Source organism: Streptomyces sp. NBC_00554, assembly GCF_041431135.1.
GTDB lineage: Bacteria > Actinomycetota > Actinomycetes > Streptomycetales > Streptomycetaceae > Streptomyces.
The window spans coordinates 8,344,120-8,368,958 of sequence record NZ_CP107799.1 but is presented as its reverse complement, the minus strand read 5'-3'; the positions used below and the strand labels follow the sequence as shown (position 1 = coordinate 8,368,958).

Below are 24,839 nucleotides of genomic sequence, written 5' to 3'. Positions count from 1 at the left end.
CGCCGTGGATCGACCGGGAGGGCTGCGCGATCAGAGGGTGGCCCGAACTCGGTATGGGCTGATCAGAGGTCGGTCCGACCGTGGAGTGGCACGCGGTGTCGGGCCGCTGCCGGCGGGCGTGCGGCACGGTCGGCCACAGCTCACGACAGCCCAGCGACCGCCGAGATCAAGGGCGGCAAGGCGCGCCCTGCGCGTATCGCGGCCACCGTCGATTCCAGCGCCCCTTCTCGGCCGCCGCCCCTCGTACCGGCAGGCAACACCACGGCCGCTCAGCCGGGCGGAAACGACGAAGGCGACCCGGTCCACGTCTTCCGTGGAGCTGGGCCGCCTAACGCGGTGGTGGGCGATACTGGGATCGAACCAGTGACCTCTTCGGTGTGAACGAAGCGCTCTCCCGCTGAGCTAATCGCCCGGGCGCAGGGAGAACATTACCCCATGTCAGGGGGTGGCTCCGACCTGCCGAGGGGCCATCACAGGCCCCGGGAGTACACCGTCACTCCTTGATGTTCCAGGGCATCTCGAAGCCGAACTTCCAGACGTAGACGGCACCGAGGCCCACGATGATCACGAGCCCGATCGACGTGAGGATGATGTTGCGTCGACGCACCTCGGGGTCGAGAGCACGCTGCGTCGCCTCGGTGACCTTGCGCTTCGTCCAGCGGAGCACGAGCTGCGCCCAGACGAACTCGGTCGCCCAGATCGCCATGCCACCGAAGATCACCAGCCAGCCGGGCCCCGGCAGCGGAAGCATGACCACGCCCGCGCCGACCACCGCGAGACCCACGATGAAAACGCCCACCTGCCAGGGCAGGTGCAGCGCGCGACGCGCCTTGATGAAATGCGGTGCCCGCGAACCAAGCGCTCGCTCGGCCTTCGTTCCGTCATCAGCCGTGGCGATCTCGCCCGGCTCGTCACTCCCCGTATTCATACGGCCAAACCCTACCCGAGAGAAACCAGTCACCGGAATGGTCCTATCCGGCGAACGAGCTCTCGGCCGGATGAGTTACGTAAAGGCACGCAAAACACTCAGAGGGGTTTACAACGGCACCGTAGGTGGCATGTCGATTTCGCCGACGTGCGAATCCCCGAGCGCACACTGAGCGAAAGGCCCTGGCGCTTATGAACACCACGGTCAGCTGCGAGCTGCACCTGCGCCTCGTTGTGTCGAGCGAGTCCTCACTGCCTGTTCCCGCAGGACTGCGGTATGACACGGCCGATCCCTACGCCGTGCACGCCACCTTCCACACCGGAGCCGAGGAAACCGTCGAGTGGGTGTTCGCCCGCGACCTCCTGGCCGAGGGCCTGCACCGGCCCACCGGTACCGGCGACGTCCGAGTCTGGCCGTCCCGGAGCCACGGTCAGGGCGTCGTATGCATCGCCCTGAGCTCCCCGGAGGGCGAAGCCCTGCTCGAGGCCCCGGCGCGGGCCCTCGAGTCGTTCCTGAAGCGAACGGACGCCGCCGTGCCCCCAGGCACGGAACACCGGCACTTCGATCTCGACACGGAGCTCTCACACATCCTGGCCGAGAGCTGACGAGTCACCTCAGAGCCGCCCGGCGCCGTCCACTCGGGGAGACGGCTCGGGCCTAGACAACCGAATAGGGCGTACACCGGCGCCGTCACCGCGGAAGTTCCGCGGGGGCGGCGCCGGTGCGCGCGCCCGGCAAGACAGCTCCCAGGTACCGCGCACCGGCGCCCGTGGCCATGCCCCGGCGAGACAGGCCCCGCTCCCCCGCGCCGCGAAGCCACTACCATCGGCCAGCATCGGGCGGGCGCCAGCCCGACCCCCAGGCCAGGGAGCTAATCGTGCTGATCACCCACGACACGCGGTGTGCCCTCGACGCCATGGTGGATCTGGTGAACACCGCGCCGGAGGACCACACGACGGACGACGGGCTCGCGGATATCGCCTCCCTCGCCGATTTCGTACGAAAGCACGAGATCAGCGATGTCGGCGAGCTGTCCGAGTACGATCTCGCGGCCGTGCACAAGGTTCGCGCCAAGTTCGCCGGGGTCTTCGCCACCGGTGATCCGCGGATCGCCGCCGCTCTGATCAACGAGCTGGTCGCCACCGCGGGCACCACGCCCCGGCTCACCGATCACGACGGCTACGACTGGCACGTGCACTACTTCGCGCCGGGCGCCTCGGTCGCCGACCATCTCGCCGCCGACTGCGGGATGGCGCTGGCCTTCTTCGTGGTGGCCGGGGAGCAGGAGAGGCTCCGCCGCTGCGAGGCCCCCGACTGCCGGCGCGCCTTCGTCGACCTGTCCCGCAACCGGTCCCGCCGCTACTGCGACAGCCGCACCTGCGGAAACCGCCTCCACGTGGCCGCGTACCGCGCACGCCGCAAGGAAGCGGCGGGCTGACGGGCATATCGGCTCCCGAGGCGTCGCGGGAGTCGTCGGCGGGGACGCGGGCGTGCCCGTTCGACTTCGGCCCGGCGCAAGGAATGGCGGGTTGACGGAGCCCTCAGCGGGTGACGCCAGGGGCTCCGTGTACGGCTCAGAGCAGCAGCAGGTCGTGCAGCGAAGCCATGAGCAGGAGACAGCCGATCACCGCTAGGAAGATCATCAGCGGTGGCTGGGAGAGCGCGAAGAGACAACCACGCCGCTCCTGTGACGGGGCGGCGGTGTCGCTCTGTGTTGTGTCCAGCATCTCGCGGGCGATGATGGCGCAGCGGACACCTCTTGGGCGATCAACACGCCCAGAAAATACGGGAGTTCGCCGGATCCCGTGACGAGGGCGCTCGAACGTGATCGGTTAGGCGCGCTCCGTGAGGTCTCTGTGTCGTTTCAGTCGGTCATATCCCGGTCATATGCCGTGCTTCTTCAGGATGGCCTCGATGTCGCTGAAGTCTTCCCCGGAGCCGGTGGCACGAGGTGCCGCCGCCGGCCGGGCGGCGGGGCGGACGGCCGGGCCCAGTGAGGGCGCCGACGCCGCGGGGGCCACCGCCTCGCGCTGTGCGGTCCGTGCCGCCTTGCGTTCCTTGCGGGTCCCGCCGCCGCGCCGCTCCACGGCCCTCGTGGTCATGAACAGCAGCCAGGCACCGCCGAGCACGACGAAGCCCGCCCACGCGGTCGGACTGAACGCGGTGTCGGCCAGCCAGCCGACGACCCCGGTCATCACCAGGCCCACCGGCACGAGCGAATAGGCGGCGATGCGCGCGGCCGCGAGGAACCGCTTGCGGTAGGCCGTGACCGCGGCGATGCCCAGGCCGGCCGCGGAGACGGCGGAACAGACGGTCTCGGCAATCATCCGGTCCTCCAGGCAGGGCTTGGGTCGGGCAGGGTCGGTTCGTCCCTTCCATCCTGCACCGCCCGACGCCCGGTATGCCATGCCCTGGGCGGACCTCAGGGACAAATCGGGGTCGGCGTCCTCCCCAGGTCCCGGTCGGCCCACGGAGACGGCGCACGCCGTCGGTCCCGGTTGGGTCGCCCGCGCCGGGGCTGGGAGACTGGTGTCCATGAACGACTCCTCATCCGCACGTCCGGCCGCCGTCCTGGACGTCTGGTGCGAACTCGAGTGCGCCGACTGCCGCACCGCCCTCGACGACCTGCGTGCGCTGCGTGCCCGCTACGGCGACCGTCTGGAGCTGCGGCTGCGGCACTTCCCGCTGGAGAAGCACAAGCACGCCTTCGCCGCCGCGCAGGCCGCGGAGGAGGCGGCGGAGCAGGGGCAGGCATGGCCGTACATCGAAGCGGTGCTCGGCCGCGTCGAGGACCTGAACCGCAAGGGAGAGCCCTTCCTGATCGAGGCCGCCCGTGAACTCGGCCTGGACGCCGAGGAGTTCGACACGGCCCTGATCGACGGCCGGCACATCCTGATCGTCGACGCCGACCAGGCCGAGGGCAAGGCCATCGGCGTGACCGGCACCCCGACGTACGTCATCGACGGTGAACTCCTCGACGGCAGCAAGAGCCAGGAAGGCCTGCGCGAACGCATCGAGGAGATCGCGGACCGGCTGCTGGCCGAGTAGGAGGCGTAACTCCCGCAACGGGCCTCGTACCGCCGCTCACCACCCCGTACTACAGGTTCTTGTAGAGGTGGTACATCGTCGTCTCGTAGCCGAGCGACTCGTAGAGGCGCTCGGCCGGGGTATTACCCGCGAAGACATTGAGAGCGATGCGGCTTCTCCCGGCGGCCGCCGCCTGGGCCTCGGCCAGGAGCATGAGCGTACGGCCGTGCCCTTTGCCACGATGCGCCGCGTGAGCCTCGACGTTGTAGACGAAGGCGCTTCCGTCGCGCTCTCCCAGCCAAAGATCCCCGACCCGGCTGCCTTCGTGTTCCAGGACGCTGAGGAGCACGTTCTCGGTGGCGAGCCCTTGTGGCAGCAAATGATCGTGGTCCCGCTGCGACTTGGCGTACGCCTCCGCCTCCGGCACTCCACGGCTGATCCACGACTGCGCGTAATGCTCCCTGCCCTGCCGGTCCCAGGCCTGGTACTCGGCCTGCATCATGGGGCGGCCACGGCTCCCTGCGGGCAGTTCGGGCGGGGTCTCACCGAGTGCCTTCTCCATGCTGCGGTTGCGCGTGACGAAACCGAGCGCGTTGGTGAGCCGGAGCCCGGCCGCGGAGTCCGCGGGAACCGCCGTCTCGATCCGCTCACAACCCCAGCCGCGCGCCACCTCCTCCGCGGCGAGCGCGGCCACTGTGCCCCGCCCCCGCCGCCGGTCCAGCTCCTCGATGCGCAGCCGGCGGATCTGGGCGACGGACGGCCCGAACACGGAATGCGTCGCAAGGTGTATCTCGCCCACCGGACGGCTGTTCACGCACACTTGGTAGCGGCGCGAACGCGTCCCGTCGGCGGCGTGCTGAAGCGGCTCGGTCGGCCGCAGAGTGGTGGTCATCAAAGGTGTTCTACCCGCTGCGCAGTCCCAGGTCAGCCGAATTAATTCGGCTTTATCGGCTTTATGGGTCGAGGTCGTTCCCGGCCCGCTCGTCGAAGACCCGCATCGCCTTGGCGGTCACGGGGCCCGGCGCGCCCGGGAGTTCGCGGGAGTCGACCCTGTGCACGGCCTGCACATCCCGCAGCGTGGAGGTCAGGAAGACCTCCTCGGCGGATTCCAGGACGTCCAGCGGCAGATCGGTCTCCTTGGCGCCGGTCCACTCGACGGCGAGCGCGCGGGTGATGCCGGCGAGGCAGCCGGAGGCGACCGGCGGGGTGTGGATCTCACCGTCGAGGACGACGAAGACGTTGGACCCCGTGCCCTCGCACAGCTGCCCCACCGTGTTGGCGAACAACGCCTCGGACGCGCCGTGTTCGCGCGCGCGGGCCAGGGCGACGACGTTCTCGGCGTACGAGGTGGTCTTGAGGCCCGTCAGGGCGCCGCGCTCGTTGCGGGTCCAGGGGACGGTGATCACGGAGGTGGAGTCGGGGCGCCGGCCGGACGCGCCGAGGGCGACGACCAGGGTCGGGCCGTGCTCACCGCGGTCGGAGCCGAGCGGGCCGTGGCCGCCGGTGTACGTGATCCGCAGCCGGCCGAGCGGCATCGGGTTGGCGTCCAGGACGGCGGCGCAGGCGCGGCGCACCTCGTCGAGGTCGGGCTCGGGCAGCCCGAGACCGCGCGCCGAGCGGGCCAGCCGGTCAAGGTGACGGGTCAGCGCGAACGGCCGCCCGTCGACCGCCTTCACGGTCTCGAAGATGCCGTCGCCCACGGTCAGTCCGTGGTCGAATACGGAGACGCGGGCGGCCTCGATGTCCTGCAGCCCGCCGTCGAGCCAGAGCTTCACTGAATTTCACCTCGCGCGTAAGTGCCGGGTCCGTCGTTCGACGTGATGGTCCGGCCGGGGATACGGCCCGCGGCGGAGCCGCTGTCGGATGCGGCGTCCCCCGGGTGGACACAGCACGTCAGGGTCCCCCACCTGCCTCGTACACCCCCGACGCTACCGCGAGCAGCCTGGCGGCCTTGAGTTCGGTCTCGCGCCATTCTCCGTCGGGGTCGGAGCCCCAGGTGATGCCGGCGCCGGTGCCGAATCGCAGCATTCCTGCCTGTCGGTCGGTCCAGAAGGTGCGGATGCCGACGGCGAGTTCCGCGGTGTGGTGGTCGGCGTCGACCCAGCCGATGGCTCCGCAGTAGGGGCCGCGGGGTGCGGTCTCCAGGGTATTGATGATGTGCAGGGCGCTGGTCTTGGGGGCGCCGGTGACGGAGCCGGGCGGGAAGGCGGCGGCGAGGAGTTCGGGCCAGCCGGCGTCCTCGCGGAGTTGGCCGTGGACGGTGGAGACGAGGTGGACGAGGCCGGGGTGTTTCTCGACGGCGCACAGGTCGGGGACGGTGACGGTGCCGGTGGCGCAGACCTTGCCGAGGTCGTTGCGGACCAGGTCCACGATCATGACGTTCTCGGCGTAGTCCTTGTCCAGGAGGTCGGCCTCAGTGCGTCCGGTGCCCTTGATGGGGCCGGATTCGACGGTCCGGCCGTCGCGGCGCAGGAAGAGTTCGGGGGAGGCGGTGGCTGTTTCGACGCCGTGGTCGGGCAGGCGGATCGTTCCGGCGTACGGTGCCGGGTTGCCGCGGGCGAGGAGGGCGGTGAGGGCGTCGACATCGGCGTCGGGGGCGAGGGGTGCGGACAGGATGCGGCAGAGGTTGGCCTGGTAGACCTCGCCGGCTGCTATGTGCGCGCGGATGCGGCGTACGCCTGCGGTGTACGCGGCGTGGTCGAGTGATGACGTCCAGTCGCCGGTCGCGGGTCCCTGCCACTGCCCGGGCACCGGCGCGGGCACGGGTTCCTCGCGTACGTCGCGGAAGCGGGCGCAGACGAGGCGTCCCTCGAAGTCGGCGGACACCGCCCAGAAGCCGGTGGAGTCCAGGGCGGAGGGGTCGCAGGTCACATCGAGGAGACCGGTCGCGACGAGTCCACCGAAGCGGGCGAGAGGAGGGAGGTCGAGCACGCAGTCGAGTCTAGGGCGGGTGACCTGCGGGTGCCCCGACCGTGTCCTTGGAGTGGACGTACCGCAGCACGCTGCACAAACGCGTTTTTGTGCTGGCCCCGGAATCCGCTAGAGTTCAACACGTCGCCGGGACGCGTGAGCCGATCGGAAACGACAAGCGGACGTAGCTCAGTTGGTAGAGCGCAACCTTGCCAAGGTTGAGGTCGCCAGTTCGAACCTGGTCGTCCGCTCGCAGGAAGTGGGGGATCTTCCCGAACCCCCGCACTCCTGGTGGAGTGGCCGAGAGGCGAGGCAACGGCCTGCAAAGCCGTCTACACGGGTTCAAATCCCGTCTCCACCTCCAAGGACGATTAGCTCAGCGGGAGAGCGCTTCCCTGACACGGAAGAGGTCACTGGTTCAATCCCAGTATCGTCCACTGGTCCGCAAGGACTCGGTCCGTAAGGATCCCCGCGCGATTAGCTCAGCGGGAGAGCGCTTCCCTGACACGGAAGAGGTCACTGGTTCAATCCCAGTATCGCGCACGCAGCACCAGCAGTAGGCGTGGCTCAGGCCGCGTGACCTGCGCGATTAGCTCAGCGGGAGAGCGCTTCCCTGACACGGAAGAGGTCACTGGTTCAATCCCAGTATCGCGCACCAACCGAAGCCCCCGGCCGTCTCGTACGGTCGGGGGCTTCGTCGTATCCGGGGGTCCCGGGACCCATGGAGTCCCGGGACTCCGGGAGTGTCAGGACGAGAAGAGCATGCGGCCGAAGCTCTTCTGACGGTGGTGGCCGCCGTAGTGTCCGCCGTGGCCTCCGTGACCGCCGTGCTGCGGGGCGCCCCAGGCGGGTGCGGGTGCGCCCTGGTACGGGGCGGCCGGGGGCGGCGGCGCGGGCTGCGACCACTGCGACTCCATGCGGGTCAGCGACTCCAGCTCGCCGTAGTCGAGAAATATCCCGCGGCAACCGCTGCACTGCTCGATCTGGACGCCGTTGCGGTTGTACGTGTGCATCGGCGCATGGCACTTCGGACACTGCATGCTCGGCTCAACTCCTCGCCGTCGGTACTGCTTCCGCCAGGACAGACTCTGCCCGGCTTCGGTCGGTTGCACCCTACTTGGCGAAATCGTGCGCCAACTCGGGCGGGGCGCCGCTCATTCGGTCGCAGGCGTCGATCACGGCCTGCTCCACCTCGTCCAACGGGCGGCCCTCCGCGGCGGACTTGGCGATCGCCAGGGCGGCCGTCTGCACGGTGAGGGCGCGGGCCGCGACGTCCAGGGCGGGCCAGGGGTCGCCGTGGGCGGGGACGGCCGGACCGCCCGCGTGCCGGTAGGCGGTCAGGAAGCGGGTCCAGTCGTCGGGCGGGAGCAGGCCGCAGGCGTACCAGGCGGCCGGGCGGGCCAGGTCCCAGGCCGGGACGCCCACGCCCAGGTCGTCGACGTCGATAAGGAGCCAGCGGCCGCTCGTCGCGGGGTGGCGTACGAGCTGGCCGAGATGGAGGTCGCCGTGGCAGAGGGCCGCCGTGGCCGGCATGGGGACTTCCGCGCGGGCCCAGGCCGGGAGGGCTGCCCAGGCACGCAGGACCGGGGCTGCGGCCGGGTGCGGGCCCGCCGCCCGGAGCCGGTCGATCGCGCGGGCCGCCTTGGCGGGGCCTCGCATGGGCGGCAGCCCGCCCGGCACGGGCGCCCGGTGCAGCCGGGCCAGCAGGATGGCGGCGGCCTCCCAGGGGGCCGCCTCGGGATTCTCCGGGTCGACGGGGCTGCCGTACGGCCAGAAGGTCACCAGGCGTCCGTGCAGGTCGACGGGGACCGGGCGCAGCGGGGCGAGGAGGGTGCCGGTGAGGGCTGGGTGCGCGGCGACCGCCAGGCGACGGGAGAGCTCCGCCGGGTCCGTGCCGGGTCCGTGCGCCTTCGCGACGGTGTCGCCGTGCCGGACTACGGTGCCGTCCTGCCGGTCGGCGAGGACTGTGTCGGGGTGCGCGCACACCCCCTCCGAGTGAGCCGCGCCCCGCACCTTGGCGGTCAGCGCGGTCAGCACATCTGCGGTCACGCGTGGTTCCCCCCTGGGATGCGATCAGTTCCTCACGAGCGTACGCACGCGGCAAAAGGCCTTGAACCGCAACCATCAATTGAGCAACCACAACGGCGAGCAATTTGGTCCGCGAAAGCGGCGCCGGTTTAGGCGCAAGGACGGCATGGCAATGCCCGCGCAGCTCCCCAGCTGCGCGGGCATTTTTTGCCGTCCGCCGCACCCCCGTCCCCACGGGGTTTCATGGCCGGATGTCCCCGCCCGGACCGCTCTTCCGGGCCTGGGGCGCCGCTCAGCGCCCCAGCATCACGCCCACGGACGACGCTTGTGTGACCACTGCTTCCCAGCCGCCGAAGACGACTACGAGCAGGGCCGCCAGGGGGAGGACCATTGCTGTCGCCACCAATGGGTGGCGCTGACCCTGGCGGCGGGTGCCGAACGCCGCGGCGTATGCCTTGCGTCCCTGCGTGCGGATCGCCGTCCGCGGTGCCGTGTGGGCCATGGTCCCTCTCCTGACCTAGCTTCTGTTGTGGTTGGCAGCGGCGGGTGTCTGACCTCGGGGGACGAGTGCTGCACCCGCCGCTTGACCTCAAATCTAGGTGCGCGGCGCCGGTGGGTCGTCATGCCCTCGTACCGATTGGCGGGCCTCCCGGAGGATGACCGATGACCTGCGGAGTACTCCCCTGGGTGGAGACGAGGTCCTAGGTCTCAGGGTCTTCCCGGAGGGGGTGCCCGGTCTGTGCCTGCTATCCCGACTGTTCCGAGCTGTCCTCCCTGGGTACCGGCTGCTCCACCAGCGCCAGGACCCGGGTCGCCATGAAGCGGGCGGTGCGGACCACTGATCCGCTTCGGGTGACTTCGCTCACTTCTACGACACCTCGGCGTACCGCCGTCTCCACCCTGCGGCCTGCCCTGCTGGCCACCACCTCGTATGTACGTGTCGTGTCCCCGGCGTCCACGACTATCTCCACTCGGTCACCCTTCACGGGTTCAATCCCCCTTCTGCGACGGGTGGTTGGGATCACAGCCGGTCCAAAGCCGCACTGTTCACACGCTCCCTGACCACCTTTCAAGTTTCCCACCCGGCACTGACAATCGATCGGGCCGAGAGGGCGCGGCCTCTGCGCGCCACCGGCCGCGTAAACGTAAGCTGTGGCTCGTCAAACGGACCGGGCAGCGGGGATGGACATGGCGATGATGCGCCTGAGGCGCGAGGACCCGCGTGTCGTCGGCTCGTTCAGGCTTCACAGACGGCTCGGCGCGGGTGGTATGGGCGTGGTCTACCTGGGCTCCGACCGGCGTGGGCAGCGGGTCGCGCTGAAGGTGATCCGGCCGGATCTGGCGGAGGATCAGGAGTTCCGGTCGCGGTTCGCGCGCGAGGTCTCTGCGGCGCGGCGGATTCGCGGCGGGTGCACGGCGCGGCTTGTCGCGGCGGATCTGGAGGCGGACCGGCCGTGGTTCGCCACGCAGTACGTTCCCGGGCCCTCCCTGCACGACAAGGTCGCCGAGGAAGGGCCGCTGGCCGCCGCCGATGTGGCCTCCGTCGGTGCCGCCCTCTCCGAGGGGCTCGTCGCGGTGCACGAGGCCGGTGTCGTACACCGGGATCTCAAGCCCTCCAACATCCTGCTGTCCCCGAAGGGGCCGCGGATCATCGACTTCGGGATCGCCTGGGCGACAGGGGCGAGCACGCTCACGCATGTCGGTACGGCTGTCGGGTCGCCGGGCTTCCTCGCGCCCGAGCAGGTGCGCGGGGCCACCGTCACTCCGGCCACGGACGTGTTCGCGCTGGGCGCCACCCTCGCGTACGCGGCGACCCAGGACTCCCCCTTCGGGCACGGCAGTTCCGAAGTGATGCTCTACCGGGTGGTGCACGAGGAGCCCCAACTGCACGGCGTTCCGGACGCGCTGGCACCCCTCGTGCGGGCTTGCCTCGCGAAGGACCCGGAGGAGCGGCCCAGCACGCTCCAACTGTCGCTGCGGCTCAAGGAGATCGCCGCGCGTGAGGCACAGGGGCTGGCCGAGGTCCGCCCGCCCGCGCCGCGCACCGATCCCGACCGGCCGACGGGGCGGCTCGCCGAGCAGTACACCGAGAGGTACACCGAGCAGCGCACCCAGCGGCGTCCGCAGGGCACTCCCCCGCCGCGTACGGGCGGGACGAACGGCGGCGGCGCACGGTCGGGGGCGCGCCCCGCTCCCCCGCGGAACACCGGCCGCACCGGCAGCAGGCCCGCGCCCCGCAGCGGCACCGGGCGGCCCGGGCCCCGGACCACCGGAACCGGTCGGCGGCCCGCCAACCCGCGGCTGCTGCGTCAGCGGCTCTTCGTGTTCGTCGTGGTGACGCTGCTGGTGGCGCTGGGGATCGCGGCGGCGCAGGGGTGTCAGGGGCCGGCGCGGAGCCTCGGTCACGACGGTGGCGTACGCGAGGTCGTACAGCAGTCGCAGTCCTACGAGCCCCTTCACGGGGATCCGATGGCCGAGCGGTACTGGGGCTGACTCCAGCAGGAGTACTAAAGCCTGTTCCAGAAGTCCGTGAGCGGGCAGTGCGGTTGCGTCGTTGCGGGTTCGTCGATCATGTAGCGAGGGCGAGGTTGTGCATGCGGGCGACGGCCTGGACGGCGTGGTGGAGGCCGTCGCCGCGCTGTCGGCAGTCGCGGAGGATCTTGTAGTTCTTCATTCGGGCGAAGGTGTGCTCGACGCGGGCGCGGACCTTGCGGTGCTCGGTGTTGTCGGCTTCCTGGATGGGCAGTAGCGGCCGTTTGCCGCGGCGGCGATGCGGGATGACGAGACCGGTGCCCCAGTAGGCGCCGTCGGCGAGCACCGTGGTTCCGGCGCAGACCTCGGCCAGGCCGGTGTCCCGAAAGGCATGGGCGTCGGCGATGTTGCCCGCCACCGGGGTTGCGGTGGCGACTACGAGGCGGGTGTCGGCATCGATGACAACCTGCACGTTCGCGGAGAAGCGGTAGTTGCGGCTGGAGGCGGCAACAGTTCGGTCCCGCACCGGGATGAGCGTGCCGTCCACGATCCACAGCCGTTCCACCGCACCATCGGAGCGCGGCGCCGGCTCCAGCGCGAGGAGCGGGCCCACCTGCTGGATGGTCCGGCACACGGTCGCCGGACAGACGCCGAACAACACCGCCAGCTGCCGCATGGTCAGGTTGGTCCGGTAATACACCGCCACCAGCAGCACCCGCTCGGCCAGCGGCAGCCGCCACGGCCGCCCCATCCGCGGATGCTCGCCACCTCGCTCCCGCACCGCCCGCAGCAGCCGGGCGAACCGATCCGCCCGGAGCCCGGTGAACACCTCGATCCACACCGGCTCGGCCCTCAACACCCCACTCATACAAGGGAAATGCCCCGCTCACGGACTTCTGGAACAGGCTTTAGGGCCTGTCTGACAATTCCCGTCGTCGCCCGGAGGGCGGCCTCGCGGCGTCAGGTGCGTGCTCTCGGCGTGCCGGGCGTAGAGCCTCGTACTGGACGTACTTGGGTCTGCGCCCGGTGCGGCGAGAGTGCGTGCATGGCGTCGCGGGGCAGACGGGAATTGTCAGACAGGCCCTAGGGGCTGCGGGCGGCCCGTGGCCACCGCGTAGAAGGCGACCGAGGCCGCCGCGCCCACGTTGAGTGAGTCGACGCCGTGGGCCATCGGGATGCGGACCCACTCGTCGGCCGCCATCAGGGCCTTGGTGGACAGGCCGTCGCCCTCCGCGCCGAGCATCAGCGCGACGCGGTCCATGCGGTGCGGGGCCGCCTCGTCGAGGGACTTCGCCTTCTCGTCGGGGGTGAGGGCGAGCAGGTTGAAGCCGGCCTCGCGGACCGACTCCAGACCCTTGGGCCAGGAGTCGAGCCGGGCGTACGGGACGGCGAAGACGGCGCCCATGGAGACCTTCACGCTGCGGCGGTAGAGCGGGTCGGCGCAGTCCGGGGAGAGCAGCACGGCGTCCATGCCGAGCGCCGCGGCGGAGCGGAAGATCGCGCCGATGTTGGTGTGGTCGTTGACCGACTCCATGACGACCACGCGGCGGGTGGACTGCAGGAGTTCGTCCGCCGTCGGCAACGGCTTGCGCTGCATGGAGGCGAGCGCGCCGCGGTGCACGTGGTAGCCGGTGACCTGTTCGGCGAGCTCGGGGCTGACCGCGTACACCGGGGCCGGGAGTTCGTCGATGACGTCGCGCATGACGTCGACCCACTTGGCCGAGAGCAGCATCGAGCGCATCTCGTACCCGGCGTCCTTGGCCCGTCTGATGACCTTCTCGCCCTCGGCGATGAACAGGCCCTCGGCGGGTTCGCGCTTGCGGCGCAGCTCCACGTCGGTCAGGCCCGTGTAGTCGCGCAGACGCGGGTCGGCGGGGTCCTCAACGGTGATGAGATCGGCCACAGGGTGATACTGCCTTGTCCTGGGTGCGGTGCCAACGGCTGGGAAGAGGTTGCGTTACCGGGGGTTACTGCTTGGGGTTCCCGGGGCCCACGTTCACGACCTCGCCGATGACGATGACCGCCGGGGGCTTCACGTCCTCGGTGCGTACGGTCTCGGCGACCGTGGCCAGGGTCGCGTCGACGCGGCGCTGGGCCGCCGTCGTGCCCTCCTGGACCAGGGCGACCGGGGTGTCGGCCGACTTTCCGTGCGCCATCAGGGTTTCGGCGATCCGGCCGATCTTGTCGACGCCCATGAGCACGACCAGGGTGCCGCGCAGCTTTGCGAGGGACTGCCAGTCGACGAGTGAGCGCTCGTCGTCGGGGGCCACATGGCCGCTGACCACAGTGAACTCGTGGGCTACCCCGCGGTGCGTGACCGGGATGCCCGCGGCGCCCGGGACCGAGATCGAGCTGGAGATGCCGGGAACGACGGTGCACGGGATGCCGGCCTCGGCGAGCGCCTGGACCTCCTCCATGCCACGGCCGTAGACGAACGGGTCGCCGCCCTTCAGCCGTACGACCGACTTGCCCAGCTTGGCGTGCTCGATCAGCGCGTTGTTGATGGCCTCCTGGGCCATGAAACGGCCGTACGGGATCTTCGCCGCGTCGATCACCTCGACGTGCGGGGGCAGTTCGGCGAGCAGGTCACGCGGGCCGAGGCGGTCGGCGATGACCACGTCGGCCTCGGCGAGGAGGCGGCGCCCGCGGACCGTGATCAGGTCCGGGTCGCCGGGGCCGCCGCCGACCAGGGCGACGCCGGGGGTGCGGGTGCGGTGGTGGGGGGCCACCAGGGTGCCGTCGCGCAGGCCCTCGACCACCGCGTCGCGGATCGCGGCGGTGTGGCGGGGGTCGCGGCCGCGGGCATCCGTCGTGAGGACCGCCACGGTGACGCCCTCGCTGTGGCCCGTGGCCGGGGTCCACGCCGTGGCCGCGTCGGCGTCGTCCGAGCGGACGCACCAGACGCGGTGGCGCTCCGCCTCTGCGGAGGCTTCGGCGTTCGCCTCGTGGTCGCTGGTGGCGATCAGGGCGTACCAAGTGTCCGCCAGGTCACCGTTCTCGTACGGGCGTCTCGTCCAGGTGATCTCGCCGGCGTCGGCCATCGCTTCCACGGAGGGGGTGGCCTGCGGTGACACGAGGTGGATGTCGGCGCCTGCCGCGATTAGTGCCGGTAGGCGACGCTGGGCTACCTGGCCGCCGCCGAGGACCACTACGCGGCGGCCGGTGAGGCGGAGGCCTACGGGGTAGGCGGGGTGTTCGGCCATGGCGGTGCGGCTCCTCGGACGGGGTGGGGCTTTGTGCCTTGGACTGGCCCCTGACGTGCGGATTTTATGGTGCGGGGGTGTGGGTGGCTGGGGTGGGGTGGGGGTTCTTTCCCCAAGCCCGCCCCTTCCCGAAACCGGGGGCTTCGCCCCCGGACCCCCCACAGTGCGGCCCGGTGGGCAGGCTGTGCCCACCCTCCCCCACTCTCGACTTCGCTCGAGCGGGGGGACCCCCATCGCCCTGCGGAACGCCTGCCCACAGCCGTGCAGGCTACTTCTCAGTTACCCCTGCCGAGTCGAACGTCGCCACCTCGTGCATCGCCCGTGCCGCGCTCTGTACCACCGGCAGTGCCAGCAGTGCGCCCGTGCCCTCGCCCAGGCGGAGGTCCAGGTCGACCAGGGGGCGCAGGCCCAGCTTGTTCAGGGCGGCCACGTGGCCCGGCTCCGCGCTGCGGTGGCCTGCGATGCAGGCGGCGAGGACCTCGGGGGCGATGGCGCGGGCCACGAGGGCGGCGGCGCCGGCGCTGACGCCGTCCAGGATGACCGGCGTACGGAGGGACGCGCCGCCGAGCAGGAGGCCGACCATGGCCGCGTGTTCGAGGCCACCGATGGCCGCCATGACGCCGATGGGGTCGGCGGGGTCCGGCTGGTGGAGGTCGATGGCCCGGCGTACGACCTCGGTCTTGCGGGCGAGTGTCTCGTCGTTGATTCCTGTGCCGCGGCCCGTCACCTCGGACGGGTCGGTGTCCGTGAAGACCGAGATGAGGGCCGCCGACGCGGTGGTGTTGGCGATTCCCATCTCGCCGGTCAGCAGGGCCTTGTTGCCTGCCGCCACGAGGTCGCGGGCCGTCTCGATGCCCACCTCGATGGCCGCGATGACCTCCTCGCGGGTCATCGCGGGACCGGTCGTCATGTCGGCGGTGCCCAGGCGGATCTTGCGCGGCAGCAGGCCCGGGGTGGCCGGGAGGTCGGAGGCGACGCCCACATCGATGACGCAGACCTCGGCGCCGACCTGGTTGGCGAAGGCGTTGCAGACCGCGCCGCCGCCGAGGAAGTTGGCCACCATCTGGGCGGTGACCTCCTGCGGCCAGTGGGTGACGCCCTGGGCGTGCACACCGTGGTCGCCGGCGAAGATCGCGACTGCGGCGGGCTCCGGGATCGGCGGCGGGCACATCCGGGACAGGCCCGAGAGCTGCGCGGAGATGATCTCCAGCATGCCGAGCGCGCCGGCGGGCTTGGTCATCCGCTTCTGGCGTTCCCAGGCCTCGCCGAGCGCTTTGGCGTCCAGCGGACGGATGTTGGAGATCGTCTCGGCGAGCAGGTCGTGCGGCTCCTCACCGGGCAGCGCGCGACGGCCGTACGTCTCCTCGTGGACGACCCACGACAGCGGGCGGCGCTTGGACCAGCCCGCCTGCATCAGCTCGGGCTCGTCCGGGAACTCGTCGACATAGCCGACGCAGAGGTACGCCACGACCTCGAGGTGCTCGGGAAGGCCCAGCGCGCGGACCATCTCGCGCTCGTCGAAGAAGCTGACCCAGCCGACGCCGAGGCCCTCGGCACGGGCGGCGAGCCAGAGGTTCTCGACCGCGAGCGCGGAGGAGTACGGGGCCATCTGCGGCTGCGTGTGACGGCCCAGGGTGTGGCGGCCGCCGCGGGTCGGGTCGGCGGTGACGACGATGTTCACCGGGGTGTCGAGGATGGCCTCGATCTTCAGTTCCTTGAACTGCTTCGCGCGGCCCTTGGGCAGCGACTTCGCGTACGCCTCACGCTGGCGGGCCGCGAGTTCGTGCATCGAACGCCGGGTGTCGGCGGAGCGGATGACGACGAAGTCCCAAGGCTGGGAGTGGCCTACGGACGGTGCCGTGTGGGCCGCCTCCAGGACGCGGAGCAGTACGTCGTGCGGGATCGGGTCGCTGCGGAAGCCGTTGCGGATGTCGCGGCGCTCGCGCATCACGCGCAGGACGGCCTCGCGTTCCGCGTCGTTGTAGCCGGGTGCCGCCGGGCCGGTGGACTCTCGTACGTCTTCCACTGCGGCCGTGCTCTCTTCCTGGTCGGCGCCCTGGGTGTCCAGGTCGTCCGCTTGCTGTGCGACTACGGTCTCCGGGGCCGCCGGGAGGGGCTCCGGTACGGGGGGTGCCTCGACCTCGGGCGCTGCCTCGGCCGCCGCCTCCACCACCTCTGCCTCGCGGGGCGCTGGTACGGGGGCGACCAGCTCCGTTTCGGCGGCGGGAGTCTGCGAGGTTTCCCCGGCGGGCGCCTCGGCCGTCTCCTGGACGGGGGCGGGCGCCACCTGGATCGGCTGCTCCGCGGGCTCGTCGGCCGTGGGCTGCTCCTCCGTGGGGAAGGGCGGCACGGTCATGGCGTGCGGCGGGGTCGGGGCGAGGTGCGGGGTCGTCGGCACCGTGCCCTCCACGGGCACGAACTGGCCGAGGGACCGGTCCGCATGGGGCTCATGAGGGGCGTCCGGGAGTTCGGACCGGCCTGCTCCCGATCCGTCGCCGGAGGCTGGGAAGTGTTCGCCATGGGCCTGGCCCACGGCTGCGTGCGAGGCCTGCGCGTGGGCGCCGACGCCTGCCGGGACGCCTTGCAGCGGTTCGGCACCTACCTGGACACCCTGCAGCGGTTCGCTGGCGTCCATGCCGGCGAACGCGGTGTGTGCGTCCACAGGGAACCCGGGGGCCGCCTGCACGTGCGCCTGGGGCTGGAGCTGCGTCAGCGCGTGGTGGGGACCGTGCGGGGTGTCCGCGAACTGGGCGGCGGGGTCCGCGATGTGGACAGCGGGGGCCCCGAACTGGGCTGCCTGGGCCGGGAACTGAGGCGCCGGGTCGGTGATCTGCGGCGGGGTCGCGAGCGCTCTGCGCGGGTTCGGCTCGGGTGCGGGGCTCTGCTCTACAGCGGCGTTCTGCTCGGGTGCGAGGCTCTGCTCGACAACGGCGTGCGGCTCGGGTGCGAAGTGCTCACCCTCCGACGGGGCCGGCGCCTGCACGGCGAGGTGCACGGGTGCGTACGTCTCAGCGGCGGGCTCGGCGTCTTCCGGCTGTTCCGGGGCGTGCGGTGCGTCCGGGGCCGTCAAGGCCGCCAGGAACGGGGTCTCATCCACGGTCTGCGGGAGATGCGGGTTCAGCGGTCCGTCCGAAGAGGACGCGGCCTCGGGAGCCTGCGCGGCTTCCTCCGCCGGGAGGGCGAAGGCGTCCGGGGACTCGGGAGCGTGCACGAGCGCCTGGGCCCCGGGGGCGTCCTGGTCCTGGGAAGCCAGAGCGAGGCCCGGGAGCTGGGCGGCCTGCGGTTCCTGGGCGGCCTCCGCGAGCACCGGGGTCTCAGCCACGTCCTGAGGCTGTGCCTGCGCCTGTGCCTGCGCCTGGTCATGAGCAGCATGCTCGGTTCCCAGGACCGGAGCGGGCTCCAGGCCCTGCGACTCCTCCGCACTCTGCTGCGGCTCCTGCACCGGCTCCGGGACGACCGTTTCTGCAGCCACCTGCTCCGGTCCCGACGGTGGAACCCCCCACGGCACCGCGCCCTGCGGCGGGATCTCGGAGAGCTGCGGGACATCGAGGTACTCGGGCCCGGCCGTCGGCGGACCCGGGTGCCGTACGGGAGTTGCGGGGGCGGTGAACGGAGCGCCGGCAGCGGGGCTCACCGGCGCACCCGCGGGGCCGCGGTCGGCGAGTGAGCGCACCGGGCTCGCGGAGCCGTCCGGGGTCGGCGGGCCGAGGTGCAGCGGGCGGCGGGGCGGCGTCGGCTGCAGGACGGGCGCGGGGTCCGGCACACGGACGGCACCGAGGTCGACCGAGCCGCTGTCCCGCCCGGCCGTCTCGTGCGGACCGGGTTCGTCCGATCCCGTCTCGTGCGGAGCCGACTCGTGCAGAGCCGACTCGTGCAGAGCCGACTCGTGAGCACCGGGTTCATGCGCACCCGGCTCGTACGCCACGGGTTCATGTGGACCCGTCTCGTGCGGCCCCTGCTCATGCGGACCCGGCTCGTGGACGAACGGCATCGGGGCCGGCGGCGGCACCTCGTTGCCCCACGCGCCCTGTGCTCCTGGCGCGCCCGGCATCAGGAGCAGGTCGTCGTCATCGGCGGGGTTCTCGGAGGGGTCGAGGAAGGTGTAGGCACCCGGCGCGAGGACGCCCGGCTGATCCACCATGCCTGCGTTCTCCGGCAGTCCCTCGCCCGGGACCTGGCCGGTGTCAGTCATGCGTACCCCTCGCCCATCGGTTAGTGCTTCCAAGTCCAGCTCGCCCGGAACGGCGCACCGACCGCCCCATGGTGAAGAACGAGCGCGCGTGCCCAGCGGCACGAACGACCGGCCAAGAAAGACGACAAAGCCATTAACTGGCATTGTCCCGGTCGTCCCGCCCTCACGTCACGTCGATCCGCGAGGGCCCGCTGTGGACTGCGCCACGTTGCGCGTCCTCCGGTTCTGCCGTACCACACACACCTCAAAACGGGCGCGTTTTCCGGACATTGGCCTACGAAAGGCTGATCCCCCGAGAGCGGTACAACGATCGGCCAGCCTACCGCGCGCAGTACGACAACAGGATCACGGGGCGCGATCGGGTAGACGGCCTGTGAGCAGGAACGCGACGCTCCGTTCCGTCTCCGTCCATGCCCTTGTGTCGAGTTCGACGGACTGGATGAGCGCGCACTCGACCTGGTAGCCGTGCTCCGTCAGGCCTCTGCCGATGAGTTCGGCCGCGTCGCGGGTCGAGGCGTGCGTGACGATGACTCGTGGACGACGGTCGGCGACCGCCGAGACCACCGCGGCTCCGCCGCCCCCGACACGTACGACATCGGGTTCGGGAAGGTCCTCCAGGATGTGCGGCGCGGCCCCGGGCACGATCTGCATCTGGACGCCGAAGCGGCGGGCGGAGTCCTCGGTGCGGGCGCAGGAGCCGGGGTTCCGGTCGACGGCGATGACGGCGGCGCCGGTGCGTGCCGCCTCGGTGGCGAAGGCGCCGCTTCCGGAGCCGATGTCCCAGACGAGGTCTCCGACGCGCGGGCCCAGGCGGGCGAGTTGGGCGGCGCGCAGCAGATCCGTTTCGCCTTCGCCGAGTGCGCCGCCGTACGCCTTCGCGGGCAGCGCCCAGCCGCGCGGTCCGGCGCCCGGCTCGCGTCCGGCGATCCAGCCGCCGCCCTCGACCGCGGCCACGAAGCCGCCGATGACGATGACGACGTTGGGGTCCCGCCAGGTGTGGTCGGCGGCCTTGTCGGAGGTGAGGATCGTGACCTGTTCGCGTGCGGTGCCGAGTTCCTCGCAGATGACGAAGGTGCGGTGCACTCCGTCCATGAGGAGGCCGAGTTCGGCGGGGCCTGCACCGGGCGAGGTGAGGACAGCGACCTTTGTGTGGGCGCGGCATACGTTCACCGCGCGTCGCAGGGTGCGGGGATGTGCGACGACCACCTCTGCGTCGTCCCAGGCCATTCCGGCGCGGGCGAACGCGGTGGCCACCGAGGAGACGGCGGGGACGACTTCGACCTCCAGGCCGAACTCGGGTCCCCGCAGGGTGCGTACGACGCCGAAGAAGCCCGGGTCCCCGTCGGCGAGGACGACGGCGCTGCCCCGGTGGTTGGCGATCCGGCGGGCGGCGAGGGCGACGCTGCCGAGGCGGATGCGTTCGGCGGCCTTGGGCACCTCGGGGAGTGCGAGGTGATGGGCCGTGCCTGCCACTAGCGTGGCGGCGCCGAGAGCTGCGCGCGCCGCGGCGGTCAGCGGCGAGCCGTCCCAGCCGATCACCGTGACCCGGTCGGCCATCGTCGTCAGTCTCCAGAAAGGTTTTCGCAGGTCGTCAGGGGCAGGCCCGCAGGCAGGCTCCGTGAGGGTACCTGGTGCCGCCCGGCAGCGCCCCGAAGGGCTCCGACGGGCTCCGGAGAGTGGGAGCGGTCCCGGGGATTCAGTTCCAGTCGGAGAACGACGTGAAACCACTGTCGGCGAACTGGTCGCCCACGCCCTCGATGTCCTCCGGCAGCAGGCTCCACACGATGTAGTCGGTGCGCACGTCCGTCCAGCCGCCGTCCTCGGTACGGGTGCGCGCTATGCAGGCGCCCCGCAGGACACCCTCGCTGATGCAGCCGATCTTCTGGGCGACCTGCTGCGAGGCGGTGTTGTCGGCCGCCGTGCGCAGTTCGATGCGCTCGAACTTCTGGTCGCGGAACAGCCACTGGGCGGTCGCGAGCGAGGCCTCGGAGGCGTAGCCCTCGCCGCGGGCCCAGGGGGCGATGATGTACGAGAGTTCGGTGGACCGCACATGCCAGTTCGTCTTGGCGAGCTGGATGATGCCGACCAGGCGCTGGGTGAGGAACTCGGTGACGGCGAGGTCGAGTCCGCGGCCCGCCTCTCGTTCGGCGGGCGCGTAGTCGGTGATCCAGGAGCGGGCGCCGTCCTCGGAGAAGGGCTGGGGCACCGCCGTCCAGGCCGCCACCATCTCGTCGTTCATCATCTCGGCCAGGGCGGAGACGTCCTCGTCCTCGAGCGCACGCAGTACCAACCGCTCCGTGCTGATGGAGATGTCGGGGAAGGTGCTTGTCATGCGCCGCTCCGTAACCTTCGGGAACCTCAGGCCCTGGGGAAGCCACCGGGCCTGCTGAACTGCCCAGCATGCAGCATGAAACCACCGTGACGCACCACGGGGTCCACTCCAGGTGATGAAGTGGACCCCGTGCGGTGACGAGAACCGTCAGCCGGAAGTGACGGGCAGGACCGAGCCCTTGTACTTGTCCTCGATGAACTTCTTGACCTCGGGCGAGGTGAGGAGCTTCGCGAGCTTCTGCACGCGCGGGTCGTCCTCGTTGCCCTTCTTCACCGCCAGGAGGTTCGCGTAGGGGTTGTCCTTCGCGGACTCCAGGAGGATCGCGTCGGTCGCGGGGCTGAGCCCCGCGTCCTGGGCGTAGTTGTTGTTGATGACCGCCGCGGCCACGTCGTCGAGAGAGCGCGGCAGTTGGGCGGGCTCCAGCTCCTTGAACTTCAGGTGCTTGGGGTTGGCCGTGATGTCCTCGGGGGACGCGGTCGTGCCGGCACCCTCCTTGAGCGTGATGACGCCCTTGGAGGCCAGGAGCTTGAGGGCGCGTCCCTCGTTGGTGACGTCGTTGGGTACGGCGACGGTGGCTCCGTCGGCGAGCTCGGTGACGTCCTTGACCTTCTTCGAGTACACGCCCATGGGAGGCAGGTACGGCTTGACGACCGACACCAGGTCCGTGCCCTTGGACTTGTTGAAGTCGTCCAGGAAGGGCTGGTTCTGGTAGAGGTTCGCGTCGAGCGAGCCCTCCTGGAGCGCGGTGTTCGGCAGGACGTAGTCGGTGAACTCCCTGATCTCCAGGTCGAGGCCCGCCTTCTCGGCGAGATCCTGCTTGATGTACGACAGGACCTCGCCGGCGGGTACGGCGGTGGCCCCGACGACCAGGGCGTCATTGTCACCGCTGCCGGAGTCCGAGCCCGAACCGCAGGCGGTCAGTCCGAGGCCGAGGGCAATCGCGGCGGACACCGCGGATATGACGTGCTTGCGCATGGTGTTGACCCCTCTGAAACCGATCGCGACGTCAGAACGACGCGATGACGGAACCCTCGTACTTGTCCTCGATGAACTTCTTGACCTCGGGCGAGGTGAGGAGCTTCGCGAGCTTCTTGACGCGCGGGTCGTCCTCGTTGCCCTCCTTGACGGCGAGGAAGTTGCCGTACGGGTTGTCCGTCGCGGACTCCAGGACGAGGGCGTCCTTGGCGGGCGAGAGGTCGGCCTCGATGGCGTAGTTGCCGTTGATGACCGCGGCGTCGACGTCCTCCAGGGAGCGAGGGGTCTGGGCCGCCTCCAGCTCCTTGAACTTGAGGTCCTTCGGGTTCTTGGTGATGTCCGAGGGGGTCGCTTCGTTGCCCACGCCGTCCTTGAGCGTGATGATCCCGTTGGCGGCGAGCAGCTTCAGCGCGCGCGCCTCGTTGACGCTGTCGTTCGGGACGGCGATCGTCGCGCCGCTCTTCAGGTCGTCGGCGCTCTTGACCTTGCTGGAGTACAGGCCGAGCGGCTCCAGGTGCACCGTGACGACGGGCACGATGTGGGTGCCGTTCTTCTTGTTGAAGTCGTCGAGGTACGGCTGGTTCTGGAAGTAGTTGGCGCCCACGGACCCGTCCTCGGTCGCCGTGTTCGGCGTGACGTAGTCGGTGAACTCCTTGACCTCCAGGTCGAGGCCCGCGTCCTTCGCCAGGTTGTCCTTGACGTAGTTGAGGATCTCGGCGTGCGGGACGGGGCTGGCGGCGACGATCAGCGGTCCGCTGGTGTCGGAGGCGGAGTCCTTGTCCGAGCCGCAGGCGGTGAGGCCGAGGGTGAGGGCTCCGGCTGCGAGGACGGCGGTGGTGAGCTTTGTGGCGTTACGCACGAAAAGTGCCTTTCCATGTGGGTGTAGCTGTCCCCGTGATGGGTGTACGGGGAAATCTGCGGGTGGGTGAAGAAGTACTCAGGCGACCTTGCCGACGTCCGCGGTCGCGGGTTCCTTGGCCTTCAGCAGCCTCAGCCGCGGCGCGGCCCCGGACTGGCCGCCGCGCCGGTGCAGCCCACGCGCGGCGTAGTCGCCGGCGAACTGGATGACCGAGATGACCACGGCGAGGATCCCTACGGTGATCCACATCAGCTCGGTCTCGAAGCGCTGGTAGCCGTACCGGATCGCGATGTCGCCGAGGCCGCCGGCGCCGACGGTGCCGGCCATCGCCGAGTAGCCGATCAGCGCGACGATCGTGGTGGTCGCGGAGGAGATCAGCGACGGCAGGGACTCCGGTACGAGGACCTTGCGGACGACGGTCCAGGTGTTGCCGCCCATCGACTGCACGGCCTCGACGAGCCCGCCGTCCACTTCGCGGACAGCCGTCTCGACAAGGCGCGCGAAGAAGGGGATCGCCCCGATCGCGAGCGGCACGATGGCGGCCTCGCGGCCGATCGTCGACCCGGTGAGCCAGCGCGTGAAGCTCATCAGCGCGACCATCAGGATGATGAACGGCATCGAGCGGGCGATGTTCACGATCTGCCCGATGATCCTGTTGGCCAGGACGTTCTGGAGGAGTCCGCCGCGGTCGGTGAGGACGAGCAGGATGCCGAGCGGAAGACCGCCGACGACGGCGATGAGCGTGGACCAGCCCACCATGTAGAACGTGTCCCAACACGCCTGGGACAGCAGCGGCTGCATCTCCGACCAGGTCACTTGGCACCATCCTTCAGCAGTACGGGCGCCTGGCCCTGGATGTCGATCTGCAGCCCCTGTTCGCGCAGGAACCCGATCGGCACGACGTTCTCCTCGTAGCGGCCGGGCAGTTCGATGCGCATCCGGCCGACCTGCTTGCCCGCGACGGTGTCCATCGCAGCGCCGAGGATCGAGATGTCGATGTTGTAGGTGCGGGAGAGCTGCGAGATGACGGGCTGGGTCGCGGCCTCGCCGTGGAAGGTGACGTCGATGACCGTGCGGTCGTCGCCGGACGGGTCACCGCTGACCGGGAAGAGCGCGGCGGCCAGCTCGGAGCCGGGCGTCGCGAGCAGCTCGCCGACCGTGCCGGACTCGACGATCCTGCCGTTCTCCATGAGGGCGGCCGAGTCGCAGATGGTCTTGACGACGTCCATCTCGTGAGTGATGAGCAGGACGGTGAGGCCCAGCTGCCGGTTCAGGTCGCGCAGCAGCTGGAGGATGGAGCGGGTGGTCTCGGGGTCGAGAGCGCTGGTCGCCTCGTCGGAGAGCAGCACCTGCGGGTCGCCGGCGAGGGCGCGGGCGATCCCGACGCGCTGCTTCTGGCCGCCGGAGAGCTGTGCCGGGTAGGCCTTCGCCTTGTCCGAGAGGCCGACCAGGTCGAGCAGTTCGAGCGCCTTGCGGGAGCGCTGCTGCCCCGAGACCCCGAGGATTTCGAGCGGCAGCTCGACGTTGTCCTGGACCGTGCGCGAGGACAGCAGGTTGAAGTGCTGGAAGACCATTCCGATGTGGCTGCGCGCCTTGCGGAGTTCCCGGCCGGCCCGCGAGCCCTGCCCGGCGAGCGCGGTGAGGTCCTGTCCGGCGACGGTGACCGTGCCGGAGGTGGGACGCTCCAGGAGGTTGATGCAGCGGATGAGCGAGGACTTGCCGGCGCCGGACTGGCCGATGACGCCGTACACCTCGCCTTCGCGGACGTGCAGATCGACGCCGTCGAGGGCGGTGACCTCACGGCCGCGCGAGCGGTAGACCTTGGTGAGGTCCGTGGTCGTGATCACTGGGGTTTCCGTCACTGTCGAGTGCAGGGCGTGGGTGTGCGCCGGGCACGGGTGCATTCGGTCGGG

24 protein-coding genes and 6 tRNA genes are annotated in these 24,839 nt (G+C 70.6%); 9 read left to right on the top strand and 21 right to left on the bottom strand.

Annotation, left to right across the window (positions count from 1 at the left end; genetic code table 11):
* Positions 1-337 precede the first annotated feature (337 nt).
* Positions 338-412: transfer RNA gene (locus tag OG266_RS36980), tRNA-Val, on the bottom strand.
* Positions 413-493: 81 nt separating this feature from the next.
* Positions 494-928, bottom strand: a complete 435-nt coding sequence (locus tag OG266_RS36975) for a TIGR02611 family protein (protein ID WP_329548734.1) — start codon at positions 926-928, stop codon at positions 494-496.
* A gap of 191 nt (positions 929-1,119) precedes the next feature.
* Between OG266_RS36975 and OG266_RS36970 the strand changes: the two genes are divergently transcribed.
* Complete coding sequence (locus OG266_RS36970; protein ID WP_003959770.1) at positions 1,120-1,533, top strand: SsgA family sporulation/cell division regulator; 414 nt, start codon at positions 1,120-1,122, stop codon at positions 1,531-1,533.
* Between the two features lie 272 nt (positions 1,534-1,805).
* Complete coding sequence (locus OG266_RS36965) at positions 1,806-2,366, top strand: CGNR zinc finger domain-containing protein (protein WP_371551061.1); 561 nt, start codon at positions 1,806-1,808, stop codon at positions 2,364-2,366.
* Between the two features lie 136 nt (positions 2,367-2,502).
* Here OG266_RS36965 and OG266_RS36960 read toward each other — a convergent pair whose 3' ends face one another.
* Both OG266_RS36960 and OG266_RS36955 read right to left on the bottom strand, forming a co-directional pair.
* Positions 2,503-2,655: a hypothetical protein gene (locus OG266_RS36960; protein WP_266467439.1), complete on the bottom strand. Its 153-nt coding sequence runs from the start codon at positions 2,653-2,655 to the stop codon at positions 2,503-2,505.
* A 156-nt stretch (positions 2,656-2,811) separates the two neighbouring features.
* Complete coding sequence (locus OG266_RS36955; protein ID WP_371551059.1) at positions 2,812-3,255, bottom strand: hypothetical protein; 444 nt, start codon at positions 3,253-3,255, stop codon at positions 2,812-2,814.
* Positions 3,256-3,463: 208 nt separating this feature from the next.
* On the opposite strand from OG266_RS36955, the gene OG266_RS36950 reads away from it, so the two are divergent.
* Positions 3,464-3,976: a DsbA family protein gene (locus OG266_RS36950; protein WP_371551057.1), complete on the top strand. Its 513-nt coding sequence runs from the start codon at positions 3,464-3,466 to the stop codon at positions 3,974-3,976.
* Between the two features lie 49 nt (positions 3,977-4,025).
* Here the strand turns inward: OG266_RS36950 and OG266_RS36945 are convergent, their stop codons facing one another.
* The 3 genes from OG266_RS36945 to OG266_RS36935 form a co-directional block, all read right to left on the bottom strand.
* Positions 4,026-4,847: a GNAT family N-acetyltransferase gene (locus OG266_RS36945; RefSeq protein ID WP_371551056.1), complete on the bottom strand. Its 822-nt coding sequence runs from the start codon at positions 4,845-4,847 to the stop codon at positions 4,026-4,028.
* Positions 4,848-4,908: 61 nt separating this feature from the next.
* Entirely contained in the window at positions 4,909-5,730 is an 822-nt protein-coding gene (locus tag OG266_RS36940; RefSeq protein WP_371551054.1) for an aminotransferase class IV, read from the bottom strand.
* Between the two features lie 118 nt (positions 5,731-5,848).
* Positions 5,849-6,886 carry a chorismate-binding protein gene (locus OG266_RS36935; protein WP_371551052.1) on the bottom strand — a complete coding sequence of 346 codons (1,038 nt, stop codon included), beginning with the start codon at positions 6,884-6,886 and terminating at the stop codon, positions 5,849-5,851.
* A gap of 157 nt (positions 6,887-7,043) precedes the next feature.
* Between OG266_RS36935 and OG266_RS36930 the strand changes: the two genes are divergently transcribed.
* From OG266_RS36930 to OG266_RS36910, 5 genes are all read left to right on the top strand, one after another.
* Positions 7,044-7,116 (top strand) — tRNA-Gly (locus OG266_RS36930).
* Positions 7,117-7,155: 39 nt separating this feature from the next.
* Positions 7,156-7,229, top strand: a tRNA-Cys gene (locus OG266_RS36925).
* A 1-nt stretch (position 7,230) separates the two neighbouring features.
* A tRNA-Val gene (locus tag OG266_RS36920) sits at positions 7,231-7,302 on the top strand.
* Between the two features lie 34 nt (positions 7,303-7,336).
* A tRNA-Val gene (locus OG266_RS36915) sits at positions 7,337-7,408 on the top strand.
* Between the two features lie 40 nt (positions 7,409-7,448).
* Positions 7,449-7,523, top strand: a tRNA-Val gene (locus OG266_RS36910).
* Between the two features lie 88 nt (positions 7,524-7,611).
* Here the strand turns inward: OG266_RS36910 and OG266_RS36905 are convergent.
* The 4 genes from OG266_RS36905 to OG266_RS36890 form a co-directional block, all read right to left on the bottom strand.
* Entirely contained in the window at positions 7,612-7,905 is a 294-nt protein-coding gene (locus OG266_RS36905; protein WP_266467420.1) for a zf-TFIIB domain-containing protein, read from the bottom strand.
* A 73-nt stretch (positions 7,906-7,978) separates the two neighbouring features.
* Positions 7,979-8,914, bottom strand: coding sequence for a phosphotransferase family protein (locus OG266_RS36900; RefSeq protein ID WP_371551050.1), 936 nt, complete (start codon positions 8,912-8,914; stop codon positions 7,979-7,981).
* Positions 8,915-9,185: 271 nt separating this feature from the next.
* A complete protein-coding gene (locus tag OG266_RS36895; protein ID WP_266467415.1) occupies positions 9,186-9,395 on the bottom strand; it encodes a hypothetical protein in 210 nt (69 codons plus the stop codon).
* Between the two features lie 244 nt (positions 9,396-9,639).
* Complete coding sequence (locus OG266_RS36890; protein ID WP_266824867.1) at positions 9,640-9,879, bottom strand: hypothetical protein; 240 nt, start codon at positions 9,877-9,879, stop codon at positions 9,640-9,642.
* Positions 9,880-10,075: 196 nt separating this feature from the next.
* Between OG266_RS36890 and OG266_RS36885 the strand changes: the two genes are divergently transcribed.
* Complete coding sequence (locus OG266_RS36885) at positions 10,076-11,386, top strand: protein kinase (protein WP_371553089.1); 1,311 nt, start codon at positions 10,076-10,078, stop codon at positions 11,384-11,386.
* A gap of 76 nt (positions 11,387-11,462) precedes the next feature.
* On the opposite strand, the gene OG266_RS36880 is transcribed toward OG266_RS36885, so the two are convergent.
* The 10 genes from OG266_RS36880 to OG266_RS36835 all read right to left on the bottom strand — a co-directional run bounded on the left by OG266_RS36880 (position 11,463) and on the right by OG266_RS36835 (position 24,773).
* Positions 11,463-12,233 (bottom strand): transposase, encoded by a 771-nt coding sequence (locus tag OG266_RS36880; RefSeq protein WP_371543176.1) that lies wholly within the window; start codon positions 12,231-12,233, stop codon positions 11,463-11,465.
* Between the two features lie 204 nt (positions 12,234-12,437).
* Entirely contained in the window at positions 12,438-13,268 is an 831-nt protein-coding gene (locus OG266_RS36875; protein WP_371551048.1) for a TrmH family RNA methyltransferase, read from the bottom strand.
* A gap of 64 nt (positions 13,269-13,332) precedes the next feature.
* Positions 13,333-14,568, bottom strand: coding sequence for a uroporphyrinogen-III C-methyltransferase (gene cobA, locus OG266_RS36870; RefSeq protein ID WP_371551047.1), 1,236 nt, complete (start codon positions 14,566-14,568; stop codon positions 13,333-13,335).
* 268 nt (positions 14,569-14,836) lie between these two features.
* Positions 14,837-18,760: a nicotinate-nucleotide--dimethylbenzimidazole phosphoribosyltransferase gene (cobT, locus tag OG266_RS36865; RefSeq protein ID WP_371551046.1), complete on the bottom strand. Its 3,924-nt coding sequence runs from the start codon at positions 18,758-18,760 to the stop codon at positions 14,837-14,839.
* A gap of 345 nt (positions 18,761-19,105) precedes the next feature.
* The gene (gene cbiE, locus OG266_RS36860) at positions 19,106-20,317 is read right to left on the bottom strand and encodes a precorrin-6y C5,15-methyltransferase (decarboxylating) subunit CbiE (protein ID WP_266467400.1); all 1,212 of its coding nucleotides are present in this window, start codon (positions 20,315-20,317) and stop codon (positions 19,106-19,108) included.
* 139 nt (positions 20,318-20,456) lie between these two features.
* Positions 20,457-21,092, bottom strand: a complete 636-nt coding sequence (locus OG266_RS36855) for a GNAT family N-acetyltransferase (protein WP_266467397.1) — start codon at positions 21,090-21,092, stop codon at positions 20,457-20,459.
* Between the two features lie 147 nt (positions 21,093-21,239).
* Positions 21,240-22,067 carry a MetQ/NlpA family ABC transporter substrate-binding protein gene (locus tag OG266_RS36850; RefSeq protein WP_371551043.1) on the bottom strand — a complete coding sequence of 276 codons (828 nt, stop codon included), beginning with the start codon at positions 22,065-22,067 and terminating at the stop codon, positions 21,240-21,242.
* Positions 22,068-22,098: 31 nt separating this feature from the next.
* The gene (locus OG266_RS36845; protein ID WP_329548725.1) at positions 22,099-22,926 is read right to left on the bottom strand and encodes a MetQ/NlpA family ABC transporter substrate-binding protein; all 828 of its coding nucleotides are present in this window, start codon (positions 22,924-22,926) and stop codon (positions 22,099-22,101) included.
* Positions 22,927-23,004: 78 nt separating this feature from the next.
* Positions 23,005-23,742 (bottom strand): methionine ABC transporter permease, encoded by a 738-nt coding sequence (locus tag OG266_RS36840; protein WP_266467385.1) that lies wholly within the window; start codon positions 23,740-23,742, stop codon positions 23,005-23,007.
* Positions 23,739-24,773, bottom strand: a complete 1,035-nt coding sequence (locus OG266_RS36835) for a methionine ABC transporter ATP-binding protein (RefSeq protein ID WP_266467382.1) — start codon at positions 24,771-24,773, stop codon at positions 23,739-23,741. The genes OG266_RS36840 and OG266_RS36835 overlap by 4 nt, the downstream gene beginning before the upstream one ends.
* Positions 24,774-24,839 lie beyond the last annotated feature (66 nt).